General features: G+C 71.1%; 21 protein-coding genes. 6 read left to right on the top strand and 15 right to left on the bottom strand.

All coding sequences use genetic code 11. From position 1 onward, the window contains the following. Window positions 1-8: 8 nt before the first annotated feature. Window positions 9-608, top strand: coding sequence for a hypothetical protein (locus tag OHS58_RS08430; protein WP_328647791.1), 600 nt, complete (start codon window positions 9-11; stop codon window positions 606-608). A gap of 3 nt (window positions 609-611) precedes the next feature. Here OHS58_RS08430 and OHS58_RS08425 read toward each other — a convergent pair whose 3' ends face one another. From OHS58_RS08425 to OHS58_RS08380, 10 genes are all read right to left on the bottom strand, one after another. After that, complete coding sequence (locus OHS58_RS08425; protein WP_247052559.1) at window positions 612-800, bottom strand: hypothetical protein; 189 nt, start codon at window positions 798-800, stop codon at window positions 612-614. Window positions 801-905: 105 nt separating this feature from the next. Continuing rightward, window positions 906-2,597 carry a chaperonin GroEL gene (gene groL, locus OHS58_RS08420; RefSeq protein WP_326950411.1) on the bottom strand — a complete coding sequence of 564 codons (1,692 nt, stop codon included), beginning with the start codon at window positions 2,595-2,597 and terminating at the stop codon, window positions 906-908. A 10-nt stretch (window positions 2,598-2,607) separates the two neighbouring features. After that, entirely contained in the window at window positions 2,608-3,633 is a 1,026-nt protein-coding gene (locus OHS58_RS08415; RefSeq protein WP_247052561.1) for an NAD(P)-dependent alcohol dehydrogenase, read from the bottom strand. Beyond that, a complete protein-coding gene (locus OHS58_RS08410) occupies window positions 3,630-4,346 on the bottom strand; it encodes an iron-sulfur cluster assembly protein (RefSeq protein WP_326952683.1) in 717 nt (238 codons plus the stop codon). Before OHS58_RS08410 ends, OHS58_RS08415 begins: the two co-directional genes overlap by 4 nt. Beyond that, window positions 4,343-5,380 carry an amidohydrolase family protein gene (locus OHS58_RS08405; protein ID WP_247052563.1) on the bottom strand — a complete coding sequence of 346 codons (1,038 nt, stop codon included), beginning with the start codon at window positions 5,378-5,380 and terminating at the stop codon, window positions 4,343-4,345. Before OHS58_RS08405 ends, OHS58_RS08410 begins: the two co-directional genes overlap by 4 nt. Before the next feature lie 46 nt (window positions 5,381-5,426). Then, entirely contained in the window at window positions 5,427-5,801 is a 375-nt protein-coding gene (gene mimD / locus OHS58_RS08400) for a propane 2-monooxygenase effector subunit MimD (RefSeq protein WP_326950413.1), read from the bottom strand. Next, a complete protein-coding gene (locus OHS58_RS08395) occupies window positions 5,798-6,967 on the bottom strand; it encodes a toluene hydroxylase (protein ID WP_328647790.1) in 1,170 nt (389 codons plus the stop codon). The genes mimD and OHS58_RS08395 overlap by 4 nt, the downstream gene beginning before the upstream one ends. A gap of 18 nt (window positions 6,968-6,985) precedes the next feature. Further along, complete coding sequence (locus OHS58_RS08390; protein WP_328647789.1) at window positions 6,986-8,029, bottom strand: NADH:ubiquinone reductase (Na(+)-transporting) subunit F; 1,044 nt, start codon at window positions 8,027-8,029, stop codon at window positions 6,986-6,988. An 80-nt stretch (window positions 8,030-8,109) separates the two neighbouring features. After that, window positions 8,110-9,762 carry a methane monooxygenase gene (locus tag OHS58_RS08385; RefSeq protein ID WP_328647788.1) on the bottom strand — a complete coding sequence of 551 codons (1,653 nt, stop codon included), beginning with the start codon at window positions 9,760-9,762 and terminating at the stop codon, window positions 8,110-8,112. Between the two features lie 142 nt (window positions 9,763-9,904). Next, window positions 9,905-10,153: a hypothetical protein gene (locus tag OHS58_RS08380; RefSeq protein ID WP_247052568.1), complete on the bottom strand. Its 249-nt coding sequence runs from the start codon at window positions 10,151-10,153 to the stop codon at window positions 9,905-9,907. A gap of 198 nt (window positions 10,154-10,351) precedes the next feature. Here OHS58_RS08380 and OHS58_RS08375 point away from each other — a divergent pair, with 198 nt between their 5' ends. Further along, window positions 10,352-12,133, top strand: coding sequence for a sigma-54-dependent Fis family transcriptional regulator (locus OHS58_RS08375; RefSeq protein ID WP_328649781.1), 1,782 nt, complete (start codon window positions 10,352-10,354; stop codon window positions 12,131-12,133). Window positions 12,134-12,342: 209 nt separating this feature from the next. On the opposite strand, the gene OHS58_RS08370 is transcribed toward OHS58_RS08375, so the two are convergent. Then, window positions 12,343-13,497 carry an FAD-dependent oxidoreductase gene (locus tag OHS58_RS08370; protein ID WP_328647787.1) on the bottom strand — a complete coding sequence of 385 codons (1,155 nt, stop codon included), beginning with the start codon at window positions 13,495-13,497 and terminating at the stop codon, window positions 12,343-12,345. Between the two features lie 93 nt (window positions 13,498-13,590). Here OHS58_RS08370 and OHS58_RS08365 point away from each other — a divergent pair, with 93 nt between their 5' ends. Both OHS58_RS08365 and OHS58_RS08360 read left to right on the top strand, forming a co-directional pair. Beyond that, window positions 13,591-14,184, top strand: coding sequence for a TetR/AcrR family transcriptional regulator (locus tag OHS58_RS08365; protein WP_328647786.1), 594 nt, complete (start codon window positions 13,591-13,593; stop codon window positions 14,182-14,184). Next, window positions 14,181-14,636: a DUF5655 domain-containing protein gene (locus OHS58_RS08360; protein WP_328647785.1), complete on the top strand. Its 456-nt coding sequence runs from the start codon at window positions 14,181-14,183 to the stop codon at window positions 14,634-14,636. Before OHS58_RS08365 ends, OHS58_RS08360 begins: the two co-directional genes overlap by 4 nt. Here OHS58_RS08360 and OHS58_RS08355 read toward each other — a convergent pair. After that, window positions 14,631-15,173: a TetR/AcrR family transcriptional regulator gene (locus OHS58_RS08355; protein ID WP_328647784.1), complete on the bottom strand. Its 543-nt coding sequence runs from the start codon at window positions 15,171-15,173 to the stop codon at window positions 14,631-14,633. The two genes, OHS58_RS08360 and OHS58_RS08355, sit on opposite strands and share 6 nt — an antisense overlap. Before the next feature lie 102 nt (window positions 15,174-15,275). Here OHS58_RS08355 and OHS58_RS08350 point away from each other — a divergent pair, with 102 nt between their 5' ends. Together OHS58_RS08350 and OHS58_RS08345 are read left to right on the top strand one after the other, a co-directional pair. Next, entirely contained in the window at window positions 15,276-16,175 is a 900-nt protein-coding gene (locus OHS58_RS08350) for an NmrA family NAD(P)-binding protein (protein ID WP_328647783.1), read from the top strand. Between the two features lie 22 nt (window positions 16,176-16,197). After that, window positions 16,198-16,647 (top strand): HIT family protein, encoded by a 450-nt coding sequence (locus tag OHS58_RS08345; protein WP_328647782.1) that lies wholly within the window; start codon window positions 16,198-16,200, stop codon window positions 16,645-16,647. A 251-nt stretch (window positions 16,648-16,898) separates the two neighbouring features. Here the strand turns inward: OHS58_RS08345 and OHS58_RS08340 are convergent, their stop codons facing one another. Genes OHS58_RS08340 through OHS58_RS08330 form a run of 3 tightly spaced genes read right to left on the bottom strand, consistent with a single transcriptional unit; the run spans window position 16,899 to window position 22,314 of the window. Continuing rightward, window positions 16,899-18,128: an FAD-dependent monooxygenase gene (locus OHS58_RS08340; RefSeq protein WP_328647781.1), complete on the bottom strand. Its 1,230-nt coding sequence runs from the start codon at window positions 18,126-18,128 to the stop codon at window positions 16,899-16,901. A gap of 31 nt (window positions 18,129-18,159) precedes the next feature. Continuing rightward, the gene (locus OHS58_RS08335) at window positions 18,160-21,165 is read right to left on the bottom strand and encodes an ATP-binding protein (protein ID WP_328647780.1); all 3,006 of its coding nucleotides are present in this window, start codon (window positions 21,163-21,165) and stop codon (window positions 18,160-18,162) included. A gap of 18 nt (window positions 21,166-21,183) precedes the next feature. Then, the gene (locus OHS58_RS08330) at window positions 21,184-22,314 is read right to left on the bottom strand and encodes an epoxide hydrolase family protein (protein ID WP_328647779.1); all 1,131 of its coding nucleotides are present in this window, start codon (window positions 22,312-22,314) and stop codon (window positions 21,184-21,186) included. Window positions 22,315-22,316: the final 2 nt, after the last annotated feature.

Here is a 22,316-nt window from a genome sequence, read left to right as displayed (position 1 = left end):
CGTCCCCGATGCAGCTCTACGCCGAACGGCCGATCCGCCGTACCGCCCAGCTCGTCAGCGACCTGCTGGCGTTGCTGCTCGTCGTCCTCGCGGTGTGGCTGGGAACGACGGTGTACGACGAGGTCATGAAGCTGCGGGCGCCGGGCGACGGGCTCGTGAGCGCCGGCACCGGGCTGACCGGGACGTTCGACTCGGCCGCGAACTCCGCCGACGGGATCCCGCTCATCGGCGATGCGCTCGCGAAGGCGCTGCACGGCGGTTCGAACGTCGGCACCCAGTTCGCCGACGCCGGCCGCTGGCAGATCGAAGCCGTCGAGAACCTGGCGTGGTGGATGGCGGCGATCATCATCGCGCTGCCGGTGCTGACGCTGCTCGCGACGTGGCTCCCGATGCGCTGGCACTTCGCCCGCCGCGCCTCCGCGGCCGCCCAGCTGCGCGCGCTCGGCGACGAGGGCCTGGACCTGCTGGCCCTGCGGGCGCTGACCACGCAGCCCCTGCGCCGCCTCGCGAAGTCCGGCGAGATCGCCACGGGCTGGCGCGCCCGCGACAAGGAGGTCATCGCGGTCCTGGCCGGCCACGAACTCGCGCGGCACGGCCTGGTCCGGTAGCGCTCACCGCGGGCCCTGCCTGCGGCCCACCGAGCGGCCGATGAAGAACCCCAGCAGCAGCCCCACGATCAGGCCGATCACGATGAAGAAGATGACCGTCGCCGCGGCGATCTTGCCCACCGTGCCGAGGAAGCCCTTCGCCTCGAACTCCTGGACCGTCGCGAGGGTCTGGACGAGCGTGTAGTGCGTCATGATCACCAGGGTGACAGCACCGGGCGCACCCTGCACGACGCGAAGGTCCCCCGCCGGTGCTCAGGACACCGACGGGGAGACCCCCGACACTCCGCAGGCCCGAGATCAGCCGACGGAGGGGCCCATCCCGAGGGACTGCGGCGTGCTCGCGTCGGGCGAGGGCTGGTGCAGGCCCTCGTCCAGCGGGCCGAACTCGGTCATCAGCGCCGCGCTACCACCCCACGGCGTCTGCTCCTCGGCGATCAGCGAGTTCGTCGTCAGCAGCAGCCCGGCCACCGAAGCGCCGTTCTGGATCGCCGAGCGGCACACCCGCAGCGGGTCGACGACGCCCAGGGCGATCATGTCGCCGAACTGGTCGTTCAGGGCGTCGAAACCCTCGTCCGAGCCGAGCTCCCGCGTGCGCGCGACGATCTCGTGCGCCGGGTGCCCGGCGTTGTGGGCGATGAGGAACGCCGGTTCCGCCAGCGCTCGCCGGACGATCTCCACCCCGATCGCCTGGTCGCCTTCCAGCCCCAAGCCTTCCAGGGCCTTCTCGGCGTGCAGGAGCGCCGCTCCCCCGCCGGCCACGATGCCCTCGGCCATCGCCGCCCGCGTCGCGGACAGCGCGTCCTCGACCCGGTGCTGCAGTTCCTTCAGCTCGGCCGGGGTGGCCGCCCCGACGCGCACGACCGCGACCTTGCCGGTCAGCGCGCCGATCCGCTCGGTCAGCACGTCCTCGTCGATGCCGAACTGCGCGCGCTCCAGCTCCGCCCGCAGCTGCCCGACCCGGAACTCGACGGCGTCGGAGGTACCGCCGCCGCCGACGATCGTGGTGTTGTTCGCGGTGACCCGGACCTGCTTGGCCCGGCCGAGGTGCTCCAGCGTCATCGTCTCCATGCTGAAGCCGGACGTCCGCGAGAGCACCGCGCCGCCGACGATCGCGGCGAGGTCCTCCAGCTTGTGCAGCCGCCGGTCGCCGAAGCCGGGCGCGCGCACGGCCACCGACTGGAACGTGCCGTTCACGTGGTTGTGCACCAGCATGGACAGCGCCGTGCCCTCGATCGACTCGGCGATGATCACCAGCGGCCGCGGGGCCCGCATCACCTTGTCCAGCAACGGCATCAGCTGCTGCACCTTGGTGATCTTCTCCGCCGACATCAGGATGTACGGGTCGTCGAGCACCGCTTCCAGCCGGCCCGGGTCGGTGACCAGGTACGGCGAGAGGTAGCCGTTGTCGAACTCGAAGCCCTCGACGAAGTCGACGCTCATCCCGATCATCGGCGACTCTTCGACCGTCACCACGCCGCCGTCGCCGACGGTGTGCAGGGCCTTCGCGATGACGGCGCCGACCGTGTCGTCGTCGTTGGCGGAGATCGCCGCGACCCGCGCGTAGTCCGCTTCGGACACCACCGGGTGCGCCTGCTTCTCCAGGTAGGCCACCAAGAGCCCGACGGCGTGGTCGATGCCGCGCTTGACGAGCACCGGGTTGCCGCCGGCGGTGATCGCCCGCATGCCTTCGTGGACGATGGCCTGGGCGAGCACGGTCGCCGTGGTGGTGCCGTCGCCGACGACGTCGTTGGTCTTGATCGCCGCTTCCTTGACCAGCTGCGCGCCCATGTTCTCGAACTGGTTCTTCAGGTGGATCTCGCGGGCGATGGTGACGCCGTCGTTGGTGACCACCGGCGAACCGGTGATCTTCTCGATGATCACGTTGCGGCCCTTGGGACCGAGGGTGGACTTGACCGCTTCCGCCAGCTTGTCGACGCCCGCGAGAAGCAGGTCGCGGGCGTCCGAGCCGAACCGAAGTTCCTTCGCCATGTTCCTGCTCCTAGGGTGTGAGGATGGCCCGACCGCGCACGCGTCCGGCATCGAGGTCGGCCAGTGCGTCGAGAGCCGCGTCCAGCGGGTACTTCTTGGTGTGGAGGGTGACCTTCCCGGCCTGCGCGAGGACCATCAGCTCCACCAGGTCGTTGTACGTGCCGACCAGGTTGCCGATGACGCTGCGCTCGGTGGAGATGATGTCGATGGTCGGGATGTCGATGTTGCTGCCGTAGCCGATGACGAAGTGCGACCCGGCGCGCCGGGTCATCGCGAACGCGTCCTGCTGGGCGCCCTGCTCGGCGACGAAGTCGAGCACGACCTCCGCGCCGTTGCCGCCGGTCAGGTCGAGCACGGCGTCGACCTGCTTGCCGTCGCCCAGCACGGTCTCGTCGGCGCCCAGATCGGCCGCCAGCTTCAGCGCGTCGGCGTTGCGGTCGACCACGACCACCCGGGTCGCGGTCAGCGCCTTCAGCGACTGGATGCCGATGTGCCCGAGGCCGCCGGCGCCGTTGACGACGCAGGTGGTGCCCGGGTACAGCAGCGGGACGGCCTTGCGCACCGCGTGGTAGGCGGTGATGCCCGCGTCGGCCAGTGCGGCGACGTCCTCCGGTTGGGTCGCGGGGTCGAGCTTGATGCACGCCCGCGCCGACGTCAGCAGGTACTCGGCCATGCCGCCGTCGCTGTCGATGCCCGGGAAGCTCCCGTTCGGACAGTGCATGTCGTCGCCCGCGCGGCAGGCGTGGCAGAGCCCGCACGTCGGCGTCGGGTGCAGGATGACCGTGTCGCCGACTTCGACGTTCGTCACCGCGGGGCCGACTTCGTGGACCCAGCCCGCGTTTTCGTGGCCGATCGTGTAGGGCAGCGTGACGCCCGACTTGTCCCGCCACTGCTCTTCGATGATGTGCAGGTCGGTGCGGCACACGCCGGCGCCGCCGATCTTCACCACGACGTCGAAGGGCCCGGTGGCGCGCGGCTCCGGCACCTCTTCGATCACCGGTTGCTGGTGGTACTTCTGCAGCCGCACGGCCTTCATCCCGTGCCCTCCTCTTCTGCGGTCAGCGAATACCGGGCACGCAGCATGCCCCGGCAGACGCCGGAGTTGGCCTCCATGCTCGTGCGGGTCAACCGGGCGAAGGCCAGGTGCCGCTTGGCGTCGCCCGGCTCGACCCGCCGGCCGGTCGCCGGGTCGAGCAGCAACGGGTCGCCGTCGCCGGCGGGCAGGCCGAGCTCGCGGCGGCGGGCCCGCAGCCGGTCGAGGTCCGGTCCGGGCGGGACCTCGCCGAGCGTCAGCTCCGCCGGGTCCAGCCCGGTGCCCGACAGGGTCCGGCAGACCCGGTCGGTACCGGCCAGCACGGCCTTGCGCACGAAGTCGTAGCGCAGCGTGTCGAGCTCGTCGACGGCCTCGCCCTCGAACGACGCGACGAACCCCTGCCGCGCCGCCACCCCGCGGTTGATGACGTCGGAGGCGAAGTGGTCGTCGAGCCGGATGTCGAGCCCGGTCAGGCCCGGCACCCCGGCGACGGCGTCGTAGGCGTCCGCGACCATCAGGAACGCGAAGTTGGGCGCGCAGAAGTAGGTCGGCAGCCGCAGCCGGATGACGGCGTGGCCCGCCGCGCTCACCTCACAACGGGCCACGAAACCCAGGTCGGTGAGGGGTTCGTCCAGTTCGGGATCCCGGACGGTGCCCAGGGCCGACCACACCTCGGCGTGGCCGGCCCGCACACCTCGTTCGTCCAGTGCCGTCATGAGTTCGGCACACCGACGGGCTCGACGTTCTCCGGGTCCTTGATCCGCAGTTCCTCCGGCACGTCGATGCCGTACAGCCGGGCCGCGTTCAGGCCGAGGATCTTCCGCTTCTGGTCGACCGTCAGCGGCGCGAAGTCCGACAGTTCCTCGTCGCCCGGCATGTTCCAGTCGACGAAGCCCTCGACCTGCCACTTGGGTTCCCAGATGGCGTAGTCCGCGCCGAAGATCAGCTTGTCCTCGCCGATCCAGAACATCAGCTCGCCCATGACCTTCGCGAAGAACTTCGGCCGGGCGTGCATCAGGCCGCCGATGACGACGGCGAGCCCCGCGTAGACGTTGCGCTCCTGGGTGGCCATGAAGCAGAAGTCCTCGATGCGCGGCAGGCCGACGTGCTCGACGATGAAGTTGAGGCCCTGGAAGTTGGTCGCCACGTGGTCCACATCGGACACGTCGAAGGCGTCCTTGTCGAGCGGCCAGATCGTCGGGCCCTTGTGGATGTGGACGTTCTTGACGCCCAGCTCCTCGCACTTCTCGAGGTACTTCGCCGCTTCCGGGTCCTTCAGGCTCCAGCCGCGGGAGTCCCCGCGCCACTCGGCCGTGTAGAGCTTGACGCCCTTGCAGCCGTAGCGCTTGACGCGTTCCTCGAACGCCTTCATGCCCTCGTCGCCTTCACGCGGGTCGAAGGTCGTGTTCACCAGGAACTGACCCGGGTGCCGTTCGGCCATCGCGCCGTCGGCCTCGGTGGTGTTGAAGCCGTTCTTGTACCACTGCCGCAGGTTCGTCGGCTGGAAGATGGCCGTGTCGACGTGCCCGACCTCGAACAGGTCGTGCATCATCAGCTCTTCCGAGTACTTCTGGAAGCGGTCGATCGGCCAGTGCGTCTCCTTCGGGCCGAGGCCCTGGTAGGCGTGGAAGCACTCGATCCACCCCTTGGCGTATTCCTCCTGCCCCTTGACCCAGTTGTCCGGGCTGGCGTCCCAGAAATGGGTGTGGGCGTCAACTACGAAATACTTTTCGCCATCTTTTTCGTACACGGGTGACCCTCCTGAGCGGATCGAGTGCTTCGCTGCTTGGTGCGAACTACTTGTTGATCACTTTGAGGTCGAAGTCGAGGTACTCGGCCGCGTCCTCGGGGTTGGCGAACATGATCGTGCGGTCGTCCTCGTGGATCATCCGCCCGTAGTGGGTGGACATGCTCTCCTCGAACTCGGCCGCGTTGAACCAGCCCTCTTCCTCGCCGGCGGCCTCGTCGACCTCGGCGTAGACCAGGTCGGTCCGGCCCTTCGCGTCGACGCGGATCATCGACGGCAGCGGCGTCACGGTCACGTTGTCCTTGGCGGACATGACTTCCGCGATGATCGCGCCGACCTGGTTGTTCATCAGGGTGAAGCCGCACATGTTCGAGGCCGTGTTGTTGACCTTGTACGGGCTTTCCGAGGTTTTGAAGACGGTCACTGGCCCAGCTCCTCCGGTGCTTTGAGACCCAAATCGGACAGGATGCCGGCGAACCGGCTCTTGACGCGGTCGAGGCCGTCCTCGAACCGGATCGGCTTGGCGTCGGGCTGCGACCACAACGGCTGCAGGGCGCGCGCGGCGGAGATGCACCGCGGGACCCAGTCCTCGAGCCACTTCTGCGCCAGCGCCTTGTTCTGGTCGCCGAACTCCTTGTCGTTGATCAGCAGGTCGAACATCGCCTTGCTGTACCGGAGATCGCGCTCGGAGAAGTCGAACTCCTCCGCCCCGATCAGCGTCGGGGTGACGAAGTCGCCGTTCGCCGGCGCGGCCTGCTGCACCAGGTTGCTGCGGAACAGCTCGCCGACGAGCGGCTCGAAGACGATGTTCGAGGCGAAGATCGCCTCGCACCAGTCCCAGATCCCGGTCAGTTGCTCGGCGGTCTCCCGCACGCCCTGCCAGGCCGGGTCCTCGTTCCACGTCGTCAGGTGCGCGCCGCCGTCGAAGCCGGGGACCTCTTCGGTGAGCGTCAGCGTGTACAGCGCCAGGTCCTGCGCCGCGCGGATCCGGTGCATGCTGTTCACCGAGATCGCGTTGTTGTGCATGTTCGTCGGGGCGCGGCGGTTGGCGTTGGCGTAGAGGTACAGGCCGAGGCCGTGGTCGACGTGCATCCACGCGCCGACGTGCTTGGCGACGAAGTCGACCCAGTTGGGGTTCCACTGCTCGAACGCCTTGGCCTGGCGGGCCGCGTCGATGTTCTGGTTGAGCTGGCGCACGACGTTCGCGTTGTACCGGTAGAGGGTGAGCTCCCACTCCTCGTTGGGGTCGCGGAACTCGTGCCAGCCGTGGGCGGGCCAGTCGTAGCCCTTGCCGCCGGAGCCGGGGCTGCGCTCGGGGACCGGCCGGTCGGACCCCCACGCCTTCATCGCGGTCCACTCCAGCGGGTAGCCGGCCTTGCCGTCGGCGAAGGCGTAGAGCCAGCCCTGCGAGAGGTAGTGCCGCGGGTCGGGCTGGACCTCGACGGTGACGTCTTCGTAGTGGCTCTGCTTGCGCTTGGCCGGGGTGAAGTAGTTGTACTGGCGGGCGCTGGAGTCCGGGAAGACCTTGGCGCCCGCTTCGGCGTCGGTGAACGTCGGCTTCGGCACACTGCGTTCGGAAGTGGCTGTCATGGGATCCGTCCTCGGGTGTCAGGCGTCGGATTCGCCCGTGGTGGTGAACTTGTCGTAGAAGACGCGCTTGTCGGCGACGCCGAGCGCGGGCAGCAGTTCCAGCGCGGCTTCGACCATCGGCGGCGGGCCGCAGACGTAGGCGTCGGCGCCCTTCAGGTCGAGTCCGGCCGCGCGCAGGACGTCGGTGACGAAGCCGGTTTCGCCGTCCCAGTCGTCGTCACCCGGCTCCGAAAGCGCCGGCACGTACCGGAAGTTCGGGAGTTTCTCCTGCAGCTCCCGCAGTTCGGCGTCGAAGCAGAGGTCCTGCCGGCGGCGCGCGCCGTAGAAGTAGGTCGCCTTCCGCTCGATACCGCGTTCGGCCATGGTCCGCAGCAACGACAGGATCGGCGCCATCCCGGCCCCGCCGCCGACGAAGACCAGATCCGCGCTCGGGTTGTCCCGCAACGTGAACACCCCGAACGGGCCGGTGATCCGCAGCCGGTCCCCGACCGCGACCCGGGTGTCCAGGAACGTGGAGAACAGCCCGTCGGGGTAGATCTTGACGACGAACTCGAGCAGCCCGTCGCGCGCCGAGGTGTTGGCCATCGAGAACGACCGCGACTCCTCGCTGTCCGGGATCGCGAAGTCCATGTACTGGCCCGGGAAGAACTTCAGCGGCTGCTCCGGATCCGTCAGCTTGACGACGAGGTGGCGCAGGTCGTGGGTGACGTTGTCGTTCGACACCACCTCGACCTCCGCCTCCTGGATCGGCAGCCCCGACTGGATCATCTCCTCGTCGTAGTTGAGCAGCTCGATCGTGAGGTCCTCATAGGCGTGGGCCCGGCACAGCAGGGTGAACCCTTCCTCCTTTTCGTAGTCGGGCAACGCGAAGGTCGAGTACTTGTCGTGTTCGACGTCCTCGCCGTCGAGGATGAACGACTTGCAGGCCGCGCACTGCCCTTCCTTGCAGCCGTGCATGAGCATCACGCCCTGCTCGGCGGCGGCGCGCAGGATCGTCTGCTCCTCGGCGACGTCGATCTCGATCCCGACGGGCTCGAACCGCACGCGGTGTTTCTCTGCCATGCCAGCCCCGTCCCTGAGTCGGGGGTCGTGAGTGGGTAACAGTGTTAGAACACTGTTACCCACTCACGACCCGTGGCGCGTCAGGCCTTCTGCGGCGCCGGGCGCCCGGCCGGGCCCTGGCGGTTGTAGTCGGCCTGGAACGCGGCCCGTTCCTCGTCGGACATCTGGTTCAGCAGCACGTTCGGCGACTGCACCTCGGGCATCCGGCGCAGGTGGTCGAGCGTCCACATCTTCTTGGGGTCGAGGTCGAGGTGCGGCTGCGCGACCATGGTCTTGCCGTCGTCGCGCACGAAGCCCATGTCGGTGACGACGTCGGCCCAGTTCCAGCCGTGGTAGAGCGTCTCCCACTCGCGTGCGCCGACCAGCTTGCCCATGTTCGGGGTGTTGCGGCCCTGGTAGGTGGGCCGGAACGCCTCGGCGTCGGTCCAGCGGCACGTCTCCGAGCAGTAGGTGCGGTGCTGGCCGTCGACCTTGTCCGTGACCATGTCCTCGCGGATGAGGCACGGCACCATGCACGTCCAGCAGCGGTGCGGGTAAACGTAGTTGACGTCCTCGGCGACGATCGGGTGGTGCCCGTTCGGCGTCGCGAGCCGACTGTAGTTCTCCCACCACGCGCCGTACTTGTCGTACCACCCGGGGTACTTGTACTCGAACCACTCGAAGTCTTCGTCGGTCATCGGGTCGATGCGCCAGTAGTTGGCGAGCCACCCGGTGGCGAAGAACTGCGCGACCTCGTGGACGTAGCCCTTGTTCCAGATCCGGTTCCACGCCTCCTCGATGAGGTCGTGCGGGATGACCAGCCCGTACTTCTCGAGCGGGACGAGGTAGCTGCGGTAGTAGTCGTCGTAGATCCACCGACGCCACATCTCCGCGTAGCTTTCCCGGTCCTTGCGGCGGTCCTTCGTGCCGTACTCGATGAACGTGCCGATCGCGGCGTCGACCACGGCGTGGTTGTTCCACCACGCGTACCGCAGGTCGCGCTCGAGCAGCTGGTGGTTGTTCTCGTCCGACAACGCCATCAGCAGCGTCGCGTACCCGTTGCTGATGTGCCGGGACTCGTCCGACTGCACCGAGTGGAACACCGTCGGCAGCAGGTAGTCCCCGTTGGCGGCGGCCTCGGCCGGCATCGCGACGAACAGCGTGTTGGTGAACGCCGTCTCCGCCACGATGGTGAGGTAGATGCTGGCCGCGGTGATCGCGTCACCGGTGATGAAGCCTTCGGCGAACTGACGGCCGATGGTGCCGCAGTAGTCGTTCTGGAAGTTGCGCAGGCTCGAGTTGAAGCCCGCCGGGTCGATGTAGTTCTGCATGTACAGGCGCTTGAGGTTCTGCTGGATCGTCGAGTGCCGGACCTCGTCGATCATCTGGATCGCCTGGCCGTTGTGCAGTTCCGGGTTCGGAACCGTGCGGAACAGCAGCGGCATCGCCCGCGCCGCGGAGATCTCCGGCAGCGGGATGATGCTCAGGAACAGCTTCTGCCATTCCAGCCAGCGTTCCTGCACCTGGCGGAACATGTTGCCGCGGATCGCGCCGTCTTCGGCACCGTAGACCCGGTGGTCCTTTTCTTCCTGCATCGGGAAGTACGAACGGAGGACCTGCTTCAGCGGGTCCTTCTTCTTGGCCTTCTGGAAGGTGTAGTCGGTCCCGTAGTGCGAAACCGGGGTGTGGTACGCCGGTTCCCACGACAGTTCCTGGATCTTTTGGTGGGCTTTCGCCACACTCTGGCGGCTCATAGATCACTCCTTATCCGTGGCTCCTGCCTACGGCGGCCGAGCGGCTCCCTTCCCGGCCGGGTGTCGGGGCGCACGTCCTGCGTTCACCATTCAAGGGGCGCCCCGTCGTGACGCGGGTCTCAATCTGAGACAGAACCGCTGCTCAGGGCGCTTCACGCTCGCTGAACATCCGGGCGCGCAGTTCGGCGAGCTCGGTCTGGACACCGTTCCGCACGCGCGCGTCTCCCTCGACGGTCGGCGTGATGCCGAGCGCGCGCAGCAGGGCCGCCGCCGGATCGCCGGGGTGGCCCTCACCGCCGAACACGGGGTGCAGGCCCTGTTCGGCCAGATGCGTGAAAACCAGGTTCACGATCGTCCACGGGTTGTAGGTCTCCCCGGAATCGGCGGCCACTGGCACACCTCCTGGTGGATGGGCGGACACGAAGTCCCCGGCCCCCTCATCGCACCGCCGCCGGGGAGACCGGAGCGTCTCAATTTGAGACACCGTGAAAGGCCTAACGCGCTTAGGCTGGACGGGCGGCACATGGGTGTGCCCGCACCCACGGGGCCGCGGGATTCAGGAGGTCACGTGGACGACAAGGTGCCCGGCATGCTGCTCGCCGACGACGAGCTCGCCCGGACGCGGGTGCGGTTCCTCACCGCCGAACAGGTCCCGGCCGGCACCGTCCGGCAGACGATCCTCGCGTCCTGGCGCCGGTCACGGGAGTTCCAGGTCGAAGCCGACCGGATCGACCCCCTCTACCTCGGGGACCAGAACCTCGACATCCCCCTGATGCGCGGCGCCGAGCCCGTCCTGGGCAAGCTCACCGAGCAGTTCGACGGGCAGCCCATCAGCCTGATCCTCACCGACGCCAGCGGCGTCGTCCTCACGCAGCGGACCGGCGACGCCGACCTGCGCCGGCACCTGGAGCGCGTCGAGCTGGTGCCCGGGTTCAGCTACGGCGAGCAGTCCGTCGGCACCAACGGCATCGGCACCGCCTTGGAGGACGGCCGCGCGACCACCGTGTTCGGCCACGAGCACTACGCCGAGCACCTCGAGAACCTCGCCTGCGCCGGCGTCCCGATCCACCACCCGATCTCCGGCAAGAAGATCGGCGCCGTCGACCTGACCTGCTGGTACAAGGACGCGGGCGGCCTGCTCATCGCGCTGGCCCGCTCGACCGCCGAGCAGATCCGCCAGGCCCTGCTGCGCCACAGCGACCTGCGCGAGATGATCCTCTTCCAGGCCTACCTGCAGACGTGCCGCCGCTGGACCGGCATCGTGCTGGCGTTCAACGAGGACATCGTGATGATGAACGACCGGGCGCGCCAGCTGCTCGACCCGGCCGACCAGTCGCTGCTGCTGGGCTACGCCACCGAGGCGCTCGCCGACGGCCAGCGGACGTCGGCGATGCTCGCGCTGTCGAGCGGCCTGCGCGTGCGCGTGTACTGCCGCCGCGTGCCGGGCCAGCGCGAGACCGACACCGCGGGCGGCGTGCTGTCGGTGAAGCTGATCGAGGCCGAGGAGACGCTCGCCGCGTCGATCCCGATGCTGCCGATGTACCTGCCGGGCGTCGTCGGCTCGGCGCCGTTGTGGCTGCGCTGCGGCCACGAACTCGACGCGGGCCACGAGCGCGGCGAGTGGGTCGCCCTGGAGGGCGAGCCCGGCACGGGCAAGCTGACGCTGGCCAAGGGCCTGCACCAGCGCCACCACCCGGCGGCCCGGCTGCTCACGGTGGACGCGGCGGTCGCGACCGGCCCGGACTGGACGGCCGCGTTGCTGAGCGAGCACGCCCAGACGCCGATCCGCACGCTGGTGATCTGCCACGCCGACCGCCTGTCGGTCTCCGCCGCGACGGCGTTGGCGGGCACCCTGCGCGAACTGCGCGAACGCGACGACGCCCCGTGGGTGGTGGCGACGCTCGCACCGGGTGCCGAGACCAAGCCGGCGCTCGCGGAGCTGCTGAAGTTCTTCCCGCGCACGGTGCGCGTGCCCCCGCTGCGCCACCACGTCGAGGACCTGGCGGAGCTGGTCCCGCTGGTCCTGAGCAAACTGGGTTACGGCGGCCGCCTCACCTGCTCAGCGGCGGCACTCCATCTGCTGATGCGGGCGGAGTGGCCGGGCAACACGGGCCAGCTGTACCAGGTGCTGCGCACGGTGGCCCAGCGCCGCCGAGCGGGCACCATCCGCCCGGGCGACCTCCCGGCCGAGTTCCACGCGGTGACGCGCAGGCCGTTGAACCGCTTCGAGTCGATAGAGCGCGACGCGATCGTCCGCTGCCTGGAGGACGCGGACGGCAACAAGGTCCGCGCGGCCAAGCTCCTCGGAATTTCGAGGGCGACGATTTACCGGAAGATCCACGAGTACGGGATCGTTCCCCCGACCCGCTGAGCCGGATCGCGCGTGACTCGGGACGAACCTCGCGAGACTGAAGCCGACACTCGCGTGATTCCCGGCGGATCCCACGTGACCGGCGGGGCATCGCGTGACTTGGGACGGGTCTCGCGTGATTGAAGCCGGAACTCGCGTGACTCCCGGCGGAACTCGCGTGTCTGGCGAAGCATCTCGCGTGATTGCCTGGGCATCGGGGGCCGGGAAGGTCAGCGGGCGGCCAGCTCTGCCAGCTGGTACGCCATCTTCGTGCGGACCGGTGGGAGGCCGAAGGCCAGCTTGAGCACCGTGTTGCGCAGCAGGCGCGCCGGGCGGGGGCGGAGCGTGGCCATGCGGGTCATGCGGTCCGTGAACGCGACCACTCCGGTGGCGACCGGGCGGCGGGTCCGCTCGTAGGTGTCCAGGAGCGCGTCCGGCTCGCCGGCGAGCACCCGGGCCAGCAGACCGCCCAGCGCCACGGCGTCCTGGATGCCCGTGTTCATGCCCTGGCCGCCGGCGGGGCTGTGCACGTGGGCCGCGTCGCCGGCCAGCAGGATGCGGCCCGCGCGGTAGTGGTCGGCCACCCGGTGGTGCACCCGGAACCGCGAGCTCCACAGCACCTCGGTCACCCGCGACCGCGCCCCCTCCGGGCCGCGCTTGTCCACAATGGACTGGATGTCCTCGATGCCCGGCTTCTCGACAGCGGAGGCGACGGTCGCGACCACCCGGTAGTGGTCGGCGGCGCCGGGCAGCGGGGCGACCACCGTCACCCCTTCCGGTGACAGGTGCAGGCTGACCTCCTCACGGGCCAGGGGCCAGCTCATCCGGACGTCGGCGAGCACGAACGACTCGGGGTAGCTGGCGCCGCTGAACCCGATCCCGGCCTGCTCGCGCACCACGCTGTGCATGCCGTCGGCGCCGATGACGTACCGCGCCCGGATCGTGTGGGTCCCGGCCGTGACCGCGACGCCGGTGTCGTCGCCCGCGACCGCGGTGACCTCGTACGGCCGATGGACGTCGCCGCCGGCCTCGCGCAGCCGCGCCAGCAGCACCGCTTCGGTCACGTCCTGCGGCACCATCAGCGTGTACGGGTACGCCGTCGGCAGCCCGCCGAACGGCACCCGCGCGAGCACCGCGGCGCCGTCGCGGACCGTGAACGTCGGGACCACGACGCCCAGCTCCTTCAGCCGTTCGGTGACACCCAGTTCGGCGAGCACTTCCAGCGTCCGCGCGTGGATCACGCAGGCCCGGGACGTGTTCGCGCCCTCGGCCTGGCGATCCAGCAGCACGTGGTCGACGCCGGCCTCGGCCAGCGCGATCGCGGCGGCGAGGCCGGCGGGGCCGGCTCCGGCGATGACCACATCGGTACGGCTCGGCAGGTTCACGGCGATCTCCTCAAAGTTTGCCAACAACTGTTGGCATCCACGTAAGCACCGCCGGGCTAGCTTGTCAACAAGTGTTGGCCTACACTTGTTGGCATGGTTGACGAGCCCTCTCCCCGCCGGTCGGACGCCACCCGCGCGGCCATCCTCGACGCCGCGCGCCGCCGGTTCGCCGCCGACGGCTTCCGCCGCGCGACCATCCGCTCGATCGCCGCCGACGCGGACATCGACCCGTCGATGGTGATGCGCTACTACGGCAGCAAGGACGGCCTGTTCGCGGCGGCGGTGGACGTCGAGCTGGACCTGCCGGACCTCGCCGAAGCCGACCCGGACACCGTCGGCGAGCTGCTGACGCGGCAGTTCCTCGCACTCTGGGAGCAGCCGCCGACCGACGAGATCCTGCTGACGCTGCTGCGGTCGGCGGTGGCCGACGACGCCGTGGTCGAGAAGATCCGGGAGGTGTTCGCCGGCCAGGTGACCCCGGCGGTGCTGCGCTTCGGCGACCCGGCCGACGCGCCCCGCCGCGCCGGTCTGGTCGTCACCCAGCTGTTCGGCCTGGCGCTGACCCGGTACGTCCTGCGCCTGCCGCCGGTGGTCGCGCTGACCCAGGAAGACCTCGTCGAAGAGATCGCGCCGACGGTCCAGCGGTACCTGGCCGGCGGGTCAGCGCACCAGCGCAACGCGTCATGAACTCGTCCCGGCGCGCGGTGAGTGCCATCCTGGACGGCGTGCCGACCCGCTGGACGTGCCCGCAGTGCGACCGCGAGTTCGCGCGCGCCGGTCAGGGGCACACGTGCGTGCCGGGCTGCACGGTCGACGAGACGTTCGCCGCGCGTTCCCCGGCGCAGCGCGCGGTGTACGACGCGATCGCCGCCCACCTGCGCACCCTCGGCGGCTTCCACGAGGACGCCGTCAAGATCGGTGTGTTCCTCAAGCGGGAGCGCAAGCTCGCCGAGGTGCGGCCGCGCTCGCGCGACGTCCTGCTGTACCTGTTCCTGCCGAGCCCGGTCGAGACGGCCCGGATCCGCCCGGCTTGGGGCACCGCCGGGCCGCGGGTCGGGCACCGGGTGAGCCTGCGAGAAGTGTCCGATGTGGACGACGAGGTCCGCGGCTGGCTGACCGCGGCCTACGACTTCTCATGACGGGCTGATCCCCCGCACCGCCAACCCCAGCAACCGCACCGCTTCCCCCGCCGGGTCACGGCCGTGCTCGGTCGCCAGCACGATGCCCGTGACCACCGCGACCAGGTCCGCCGACGTCACCCCGGCCGGCACCGCACCCGCCTCGATCGCGCGGCGCAGCACCGGTTCGCCGGCGTCGGTGAGGCGGCCGCAGACGTGGTCGCCGCCGGAATCCTCGTCCGGGATCAGCGCCGCGGCCATGCCCCGCGCGGAGGCGGCGTACTCCGTCAACGCCGTGAGCCAGTCGAGCAGCGCGGCCCGCGGGTCCGCGGCGTCGGCGAGGGCGCGGGCCCGGCCGTCCAGCGCGTCGACGCGTTCGCGGAACACGGCGTCCAGCAGGGCGCGCCGGCTCGGGAAGTGCCGGCGCACGGTGGCCGAGCCGACGCCGGCCGTGCGGGCGATCTGCTCGAGGGACGCCTCCGCGCCGTGCTCGGCGACCTCTCGCTCGGCGACGGCGAGGATCAGCGCGTAGTTGCGCTGAGCGTCGGACCGCCGCACGAAGACCTCCGGAAGTTTAAGTGGCGGGGGCCGCCACTTGATGGCTATCGTAGCGGAGACGAAGTGGCGGGCCCCGCCACTTAGCCGTCCGAAGGAGCTCCCATGTCCCCCGTCCTCGTCACCGGCGCCACCGGCAAGCAGGGTGGCGCCACCGCCCGCGCGCTGCTCGCCGCGGGCACCGACGTCCGCGCGCTCGTCCGCGATCCCGGTACCGAACGGGCCGGAGCGATCCAGGCGCTCGGCGCCGAGCTCGTCACCGGCGACCTCTACGACCCCGCTTCACTCGGCCCGGCGCTCAAGGGCGTGCGGGGCGTGTTCTCCGTGCAGCTGCCCGACCTGACCGACCTCGACGGCGACTCCGAGTGGGTCCAGGCCCGCAACCTGATCGACGCCGCCCGGGACGCGGGCGTGGCGCAGTTCGTGCACGCGTCGGTCTCCGGGGCCGGGCAGCACCGCTCGGCGCCGGGCTGGGCCGAGGGCCGCTGGAAGTCGATGGAGCACTACCTGGAGACGAAGACCGCGATCCAGGACCGCGTCCGCGAAGCCGGTTTCGCGCACTGGACGTTGCTCAAGCCCGGGTTCTTCATGGAGAACTTCCTGCCGCCGTCGTTCCTGCTCCCCCACGGCGTCGGCGGCGGGCTGGTGACGACCATCAAGCCGGACACCGAACTTTCGCTCGTCGCCGTCGCCGACATCGGTGCCGCGGCCGCGGCGGCGTTCGCCGACCCGCCGCGCTTCGACGGCGTCGAGCTGGAACTCGCCAGTGAGCGCCGGACGATGGCGGGCGTCGCGGAGGTGCTTTCCCGCGTCCACGGCGTGGAGATCACGGCGCCCGACATGACCTCGGCGGAAGCCGTGGCGGCCGGCGCGCCCGCGTTCACCGTGCGGCACGAGTGGACGAACGAGATCGGCCACCCCGCGCGCCCGGAGTTCGCGCGGGCCCTCGGCATCCCGCTGACGTCCTTCGCGGACTGGGCGGACGCGCACCTGACAGCGGGCTGATCTTCCCGCTACGGTCGGCGGCATGGCCAAGCCTCCCCACCTCCCCGCGACCACGCCCGGCGGCAAGTGCATCTTCTGCGCGATCGCCACCGGGCAAGCCCCGGCGACCCTCGTGCACGAGGACGACGAGTTCATCGCCGTCGTCGACCTGCGCCCGGTGTCGACGGGCCACCTGCTGGTGCTCCCCCGGGCCCACCACGAAGGCCTGGCCGACCTCCCCGCGGCGGCGGGGGCCCGGATGTTCACGATCGCGCAGACGCTCGCGGCCGCGTTGCGCCGCACGGAGATCCGGACCGAGGGGATCAACCTGTTCCTGGCCGACGGCACCGCCGCGGGCCAGGAGATCCCCCACGTCCACCTGCACGTCATCCCCCGCCACGCGGACGACGGCTTCGTGCTGAGCGCGGACTGGCGGGTGCGGGAACGGGCGGAGCTGGAGGAGGTCGGCGAGCAGGTCCGCGCGGCACTCTGAAGTCAGGCCGCGACCGCGTAGTCCTTCAGCGCCAGAGTGTTCGCGGCGACCCCACACCAGGTACTGCGGTTGCTCGGGCGAAGCCCTCGCGTCTCGCTTGCCAGCGTAAGTATCGTCGGTGATCTTCACCCGACGGAACTCTCGTTGCTCGCGTCCCAGCACACCCGGTCGCCTTTGCCGAACTCCATGGCGGCCGGGTACCGGTCCCATCGTGGTCTTCGCGTGTGCGCACCGCAGATGCGGCCCGGCACTCATCCGGCCGCACGGCCGGCTGTCTCGTAGTCCTTCAGCACAAGTGCGTTCGCGGCCTGGCGGATGGGGCCGGCGATCTGCTCCAGGATGCGGTTGCGGCCCGGCATGTAGGGCATCAGCTTGATCATCCGGGTGTTGAACCACGCGAACGCGCGGGACTGCGGGATGATGCCGCGCAGCGCGGACTTCGCCAGGGCCTGGTTCTTCTCGATGTACGGCCGCATCTGCGTTTCGTACCGCTCGAACGCCACCTCGTGGTCGCCCGCGGCCGCCGCCAGTTCGCCCGCCAGGACGTACGCGCCCGCCAGGGCCAGGCTCGTTCCCTGGCCCGAAGCCGGGGACGGGCAGTAGCCCGCGTCGCCGACGAGGGTCACGCGCCCGGCCGACACCCGGTCCATCAGGATCTGGCACACCGGGTCGAAGTAGAAGTCGTCGGCCGCGCGCATCGACTCCAGCAGCTCCGGGACCTGCCAGCCGAGGCCGGCGAACTGGTCCGCGACGAGGTTCTTCTGGCCGCCGACGTCGCGCCGGTCGTAGGGCAGGTCCGTGCCGCTGAACCAGAACGCGGCCTTCGCGTCGGCGGCGCGGGCCGTGCTGTAGACGTTGACCATTTTGCCCGGCGCCGCCGAGTGCAGCAGTTCCCAGCGGTCCAGGTCGAAGCTGTTGGGCACGGTCGAGATCGAGATGTAGGCGTCGAACCGCTTCAGGAACCGCTCCTCCGGGCCGAACGCCAGCGCGCGGACGCCGGAGTGCAGGCCGTCGGCGCCGACGACCAGGTCGAAGCGGCGGGGCGCGCCGTGGGCGAAGGTGACGTGGACGCCGTCCGCGCGCTCGTCGAGCCCGGTGACCCAGTCGCCGAAGACGTACTCGACGTCGTCGCGGGTGTGCTCGTAGAGGATCTTCGCCAGGTCGCCGCGCAGGATCTCGGTGTCGTCGCCGTCGCGGAAGCCGAACGTGTCGGCGTCCAGCTTCGCGACCTGCTTGCCGCGCTTGTTCACGAACCCCGCGCCCCGCATGTCGGTGGCGACCGCGTGCACCTGCTCCAGCAGGCCCATCCGGCGGACGACGTCGACGGCGGTGCCGCGGATGTCGACCTTGTAGCCGCCTTCACGCAGGCTCGGGGCGCGCTCGACGATCGTCGGGCGGAAGCCGTGGTGGTGCAGCCACCAGGCGAGGGCGGGGCCGGCGACGCTGGCGCCGGAGATCAGGATTTCTCGGTTGTCCGTCATGCTCAGCAGCGTGGGCGCGGCCGCTGACCGCTCACGAACCGAGCGCGAACCGCGGCTGACCGAAGTCCTGAAGTGCCTGGTCAGGCGGCATTTCCCGGCCTTGCTCGAAGGCCTTGACGTAGGCGTCGCCGCCGATGCGGGTCCGCACAGCCCCGGCCACTGCGGCGACGTCGGCGTCTCCGGTCACCTCCGTGCCGCGCAGCCCGACGGCGACGCCGAGCAGGAACGCCGCCCGCTCGTCCTCGGCCCGCGCGGCGAGCACGCCGGCCAGGCCTTCGACGGCCTGCGCCGCGCCCGGCAGGTTCGCGTGCTCCAACGCCGTCGCCAAGGCTTCCTGGTGCAGCTCGGTCGCCTCGTCGAGGTGCCCTTCGGCCGCGGCGGTCCAGCCGAAGCCGGTGTACAGCCCGATCCGCGTCTCGCCGCCGGTCACCGGGTCGACGGCCAGGCCGACGGCCGAGGCGTACCAGCGCCGGGCCGCGGCGAGGTCGCCCGCGTGCCGCGCGATCTCGCCGAGCCCGCCGCGGGCCCGGGCGAGCGTCAACGTCGTGCCGACCGCCCGCGCCTGCTCGGCGGCGGCTTCGTAGTCGGCCCGCGCGGCCGCGGTGTCCCCGGCCCGCAGCATCCCGTCCGCGCGGCGGCACAGCAGGTCGGCGGCGTCCTCGCCCGCCCCCAGTTCGCCGGCCAGCCGGACGGACTCGTCCATCAGCTCGCGGAACCGCGCGTGGTCGCCGCGCCAGTCGGCGAACTCCGCGAGCTTCTCCAGCGCGCTCGCCTGCCCCCAGCGGTCGCCGAGGTCGCGGAACCCTTGCAGGGACGCCGAAAAGTGCGCTTCGGCCTCGTCGATCCGGCCGCGGTACTGCGCGCCGAGGCCGTCGCCGATCCGCGCGAACGCCCGTGACCAGGTGTCCGGGCCGATCAGCGCGGCGAGGCGTTCGCCGTCGGATGCCTTGGTGCGCGGGGAAAACGCCCACAGCAGGAACAGGTACGGGTACCGCAGCGATCCCGTGAGCCGGCGCAGGATCGGCTCGATCCCGACGTCGGTGGCCGACGCGTGGATCAGGCAGACGACGTACTCCTCGTCGAGCCCGGGCGGCGGTTCGGGGCCGACGGCGGCGAGCACGGCGTCCGCGAACGGCCGGGCCTCACCGCGCAGCCCGCGCAGCCACCAGTACCACGTCAGGGCCGCGACCAGCCGCAACGCGACGTCCGGCGCCTCGGCGACGCTCCAGCGCAGCGCCGCGTGCAGGTCGGCGTGCTCGGCGGTCAGCTCCGCCAGGACCGTGAGCTGGTCCGCGCCGCGCAGTTTCGGCTCGGCCGCGCAGGCGAGGTCGAGGAAGTACTTCGCGTGCGCCGCGTGGTCGCCGGTGCCCTGCTCCGCGCAGAACGCCCGGATCGTCTCCAGCATCCGGTAGCGGCCGTCGCTGTACTCGACGAGGGACTTCTCGACGAGCCCGGTGAGCAGGCCGTCGGCGTCCGGGACGGCGCAGACGCGCTCGACGGCGTCGAGGCGCGCGCCGCCGGCGAACACCGCGAACCGCCCGGCGAGCCGCTGCTCGTCGGGTTTCAGGAGGTCCCAGCTCCACTCGACGACGCCGCGCAGCGTGCGGTGCCGCGGTTCGGCGGTGCGCTCGCCGCGGGACAGCAGCCGGAAGCGGTCGTCGAGGCGGGCGGCGACGTCTTCGGCGGTCAGCGACCGCAGCCGCGCGGCGGCGAGTTCGATCGCCAGGGGCAGACCGTCGAGCGCGGCACAGATCCGGGCCACGGTGGCGGGATCGAGGACCACGCCGGGGACCACGGCCGCCGCCCGGTCACCGAAGAGCCGCTCGGCGGCGCCGGCGGCCAGCGCCCCGACCGGCACCAGCGTCTCGCCGGTCAGGCCGAGGGCCTCCCGGCTGGTGGCCAGCACCCGCAGGCCGGGGCACGCGCCGAGCAGCCGCCGGACCAGCCGCGCGGCCTCGGCGACGACGTGCTCGCAGTTGTCGAGGACCAGCAGCAGCGGCCGGTCGGCGAGGCCGGCGGCCAGCCGGTCCGCCGGGCCGGCCGCCGCGGCCGAGGACAGCACGCCCTGTTCGCGCAGGCCCAACGCGGCGAGCACGGCCTGCGGGACTTCGGTCGTCGTCGCCAGTTCGACGAAACACACCTCGCCGGGTTCGCGTGACGCGGCTTCGACGGCGAGCCGGGTCTTGCCCGCGCCGCCCGGCCCGGTGAGCGTGACGAGCCGGGCGGAACGCAGGGTCGTGCGCAGCCGGTCGAGTTCGGCGCGCTCGACGAACCCGCTGAGCGGCACCGGAACCCGGCGCGCCGGGGCGGGCGCGGCGGCCCGCAGGACCGCGACGTGCGCGTCCGCCAGCTCCGGCGACGGGTCCGCGCCCAGCTCGTCGGCCAGCCGGTCCCGGGTCTCGGCGAACACGGCGAGGGCCTCGGCCGACCGCCCGCCGCCGTGCAGCGCGCGCATCAGCTGGGCCGCGAGCCGTTCCCGCAGCGGGTGTTCGCGGGTGAGCTCCCGCAGCTCCGCGACGAGCCGTTCGTGGTGGCCGAGGGCCAGCCCGGCCTCGATCCGGTCCTCGGTCGCGGCCGCGCGCAGCTCCGCCAGCCGGGCCGCGCGCGGCGGGTCCGCGAGCCCGTCGAACGCCGGGCCACGCCACAGCGCGAGCGCGTCGCCGAACAGCGCCAGCTTGGCCGCCGGATCCGCCGTCTCCCGGGCCTGCGCGGTGAGCCGTTCGAAGCGGTGGACGTCGACGTCCTGCGGGTCGACGGCCAGCCGGTAGCCGGCGGGGGTGAACTCGACCAGGCCGTCGGGCGCACCGCCGTCCCGCAACCGCCGTCGCAGCCGGGAGACCTGGGATTGCAGGGCTTCGGCGGCGCCCTCCGGCGGGTGCTCGCCGTGCAGGCCGTCGATGAGCCGCTCGGCGCTGATGACGCGCCCGGCGTCGAGGGCCAGCAACGCGAGCAGCCCGCGCAGCTGCGGACCGCCGAGGGCGACCGGCGTCCCGTCGGGACCGTGGGCTTCGACCGGCCCGAGGATGGCGAACTGCACGCCGCCGAGTATGGCCACTCACGGGCGCAGCTCGCGGAAGAACGCGCGGATGTCGGCCACGAGCAGCTCACCCGCCTCCATCGCCGCGAAGTGGCCGCCCTCGGCGAAGTCCGACCAGTGCTCGATCTTCCCCTCGGGGTCCATGATCCGCCGGACCACGGGTGAGCTGTCGAACACGGCCCAGCCCGCCGGGACGTCGGCCGGCGCCAGCCAGCCGTGGCCGGAGTGGGCGGCCTCGTAGAGGAACCGGGCCGCCGTCGCGCCGCTGCGGGTGAACCAGTACAGGCCGACCGTCGTCAGCAGCCGGTCGCGGCCGATCCCGCCGGCGGAGTTCGTCCACGCCTCGAACTTCTCGGCGATCCACGCCAGCTGCCCGACCGGCGAGTCGGTGAGCCCGGCGGCGATCGTCTCGGGCGTGTGGGACTGCAGGTCCAGGTAGCCCCGCCGGGCCTTCCAGGCTTCCCGGGCCGCGTCCAGCTCGGCCTGCTCGGCCTCGGTCAGGTTCTCGGGCATCGGGAGCTGCTCGCCGGCGAGGGCGATGGTCCCGCGGTCGCTGTTCACGTGGGTACCGAGGACGCGCTCCGGGTAGAGCGACGCGAGCCGGCCGGTGACGCCCGCGCCGATGTCACCACCCTGCGCGGCGAAGCGGTCGTACCCGAGGCGTGTCATCAGCACGGCGAAGGCGTCGGTCGTGCGCGCCAGCTCCCACCCGGGTCCGCTCAACGGCGTCGAGAACCCGAAACCCGGCAGCGACGGGACGACGACGTGGAAGGCGTCCGGGCCGGGCTCGGTCAGCGGGCCGAGCACGTCGAGGAACTCGGCGAAGGAACTGGGATAACCGTGGGTGAGCAGCAGCGGCATCGCGTCGGCGCGGGGCGAGCGGAGGTGCAGGAAGTGGATGGTCTGGCCGTCGATCTCGGTCGTGAACTGCGGGAAGGCGTTGAGCGCGGCCTCCTGTGCCCGCCAGTCGTAGCCGGTCCGCCAGTACTCGGCCAGCTCGCGGACGCGCTCGGGCGGGATGCCGCGGGACCAGTCCGGCTCGTCGCCGGGGACCGGCTCGGGGTACCGGGCGGCGTCCAGGCGCCGGTGCAGCTCGTCCAGCTCGGCCTGCGGGATCTCGACGCGGAAGGGGCGGATGTCGTTCGTCATGA

Source organism: Amycolatopsis sp. NBC_00348, from assembly GCF_036114655.1.
Taxonomy (GTDB): Bacteria; Actinomycetota; Actinomycetes; order Mycobacteriales; family Pseudonocardiaceae; genus Amycolatopsis.
The sequence above is the reverse complement of the archived record's forward strand: the minus strand, read 5'-3'. Positions and strand labels throughout refer to the sequence as shown.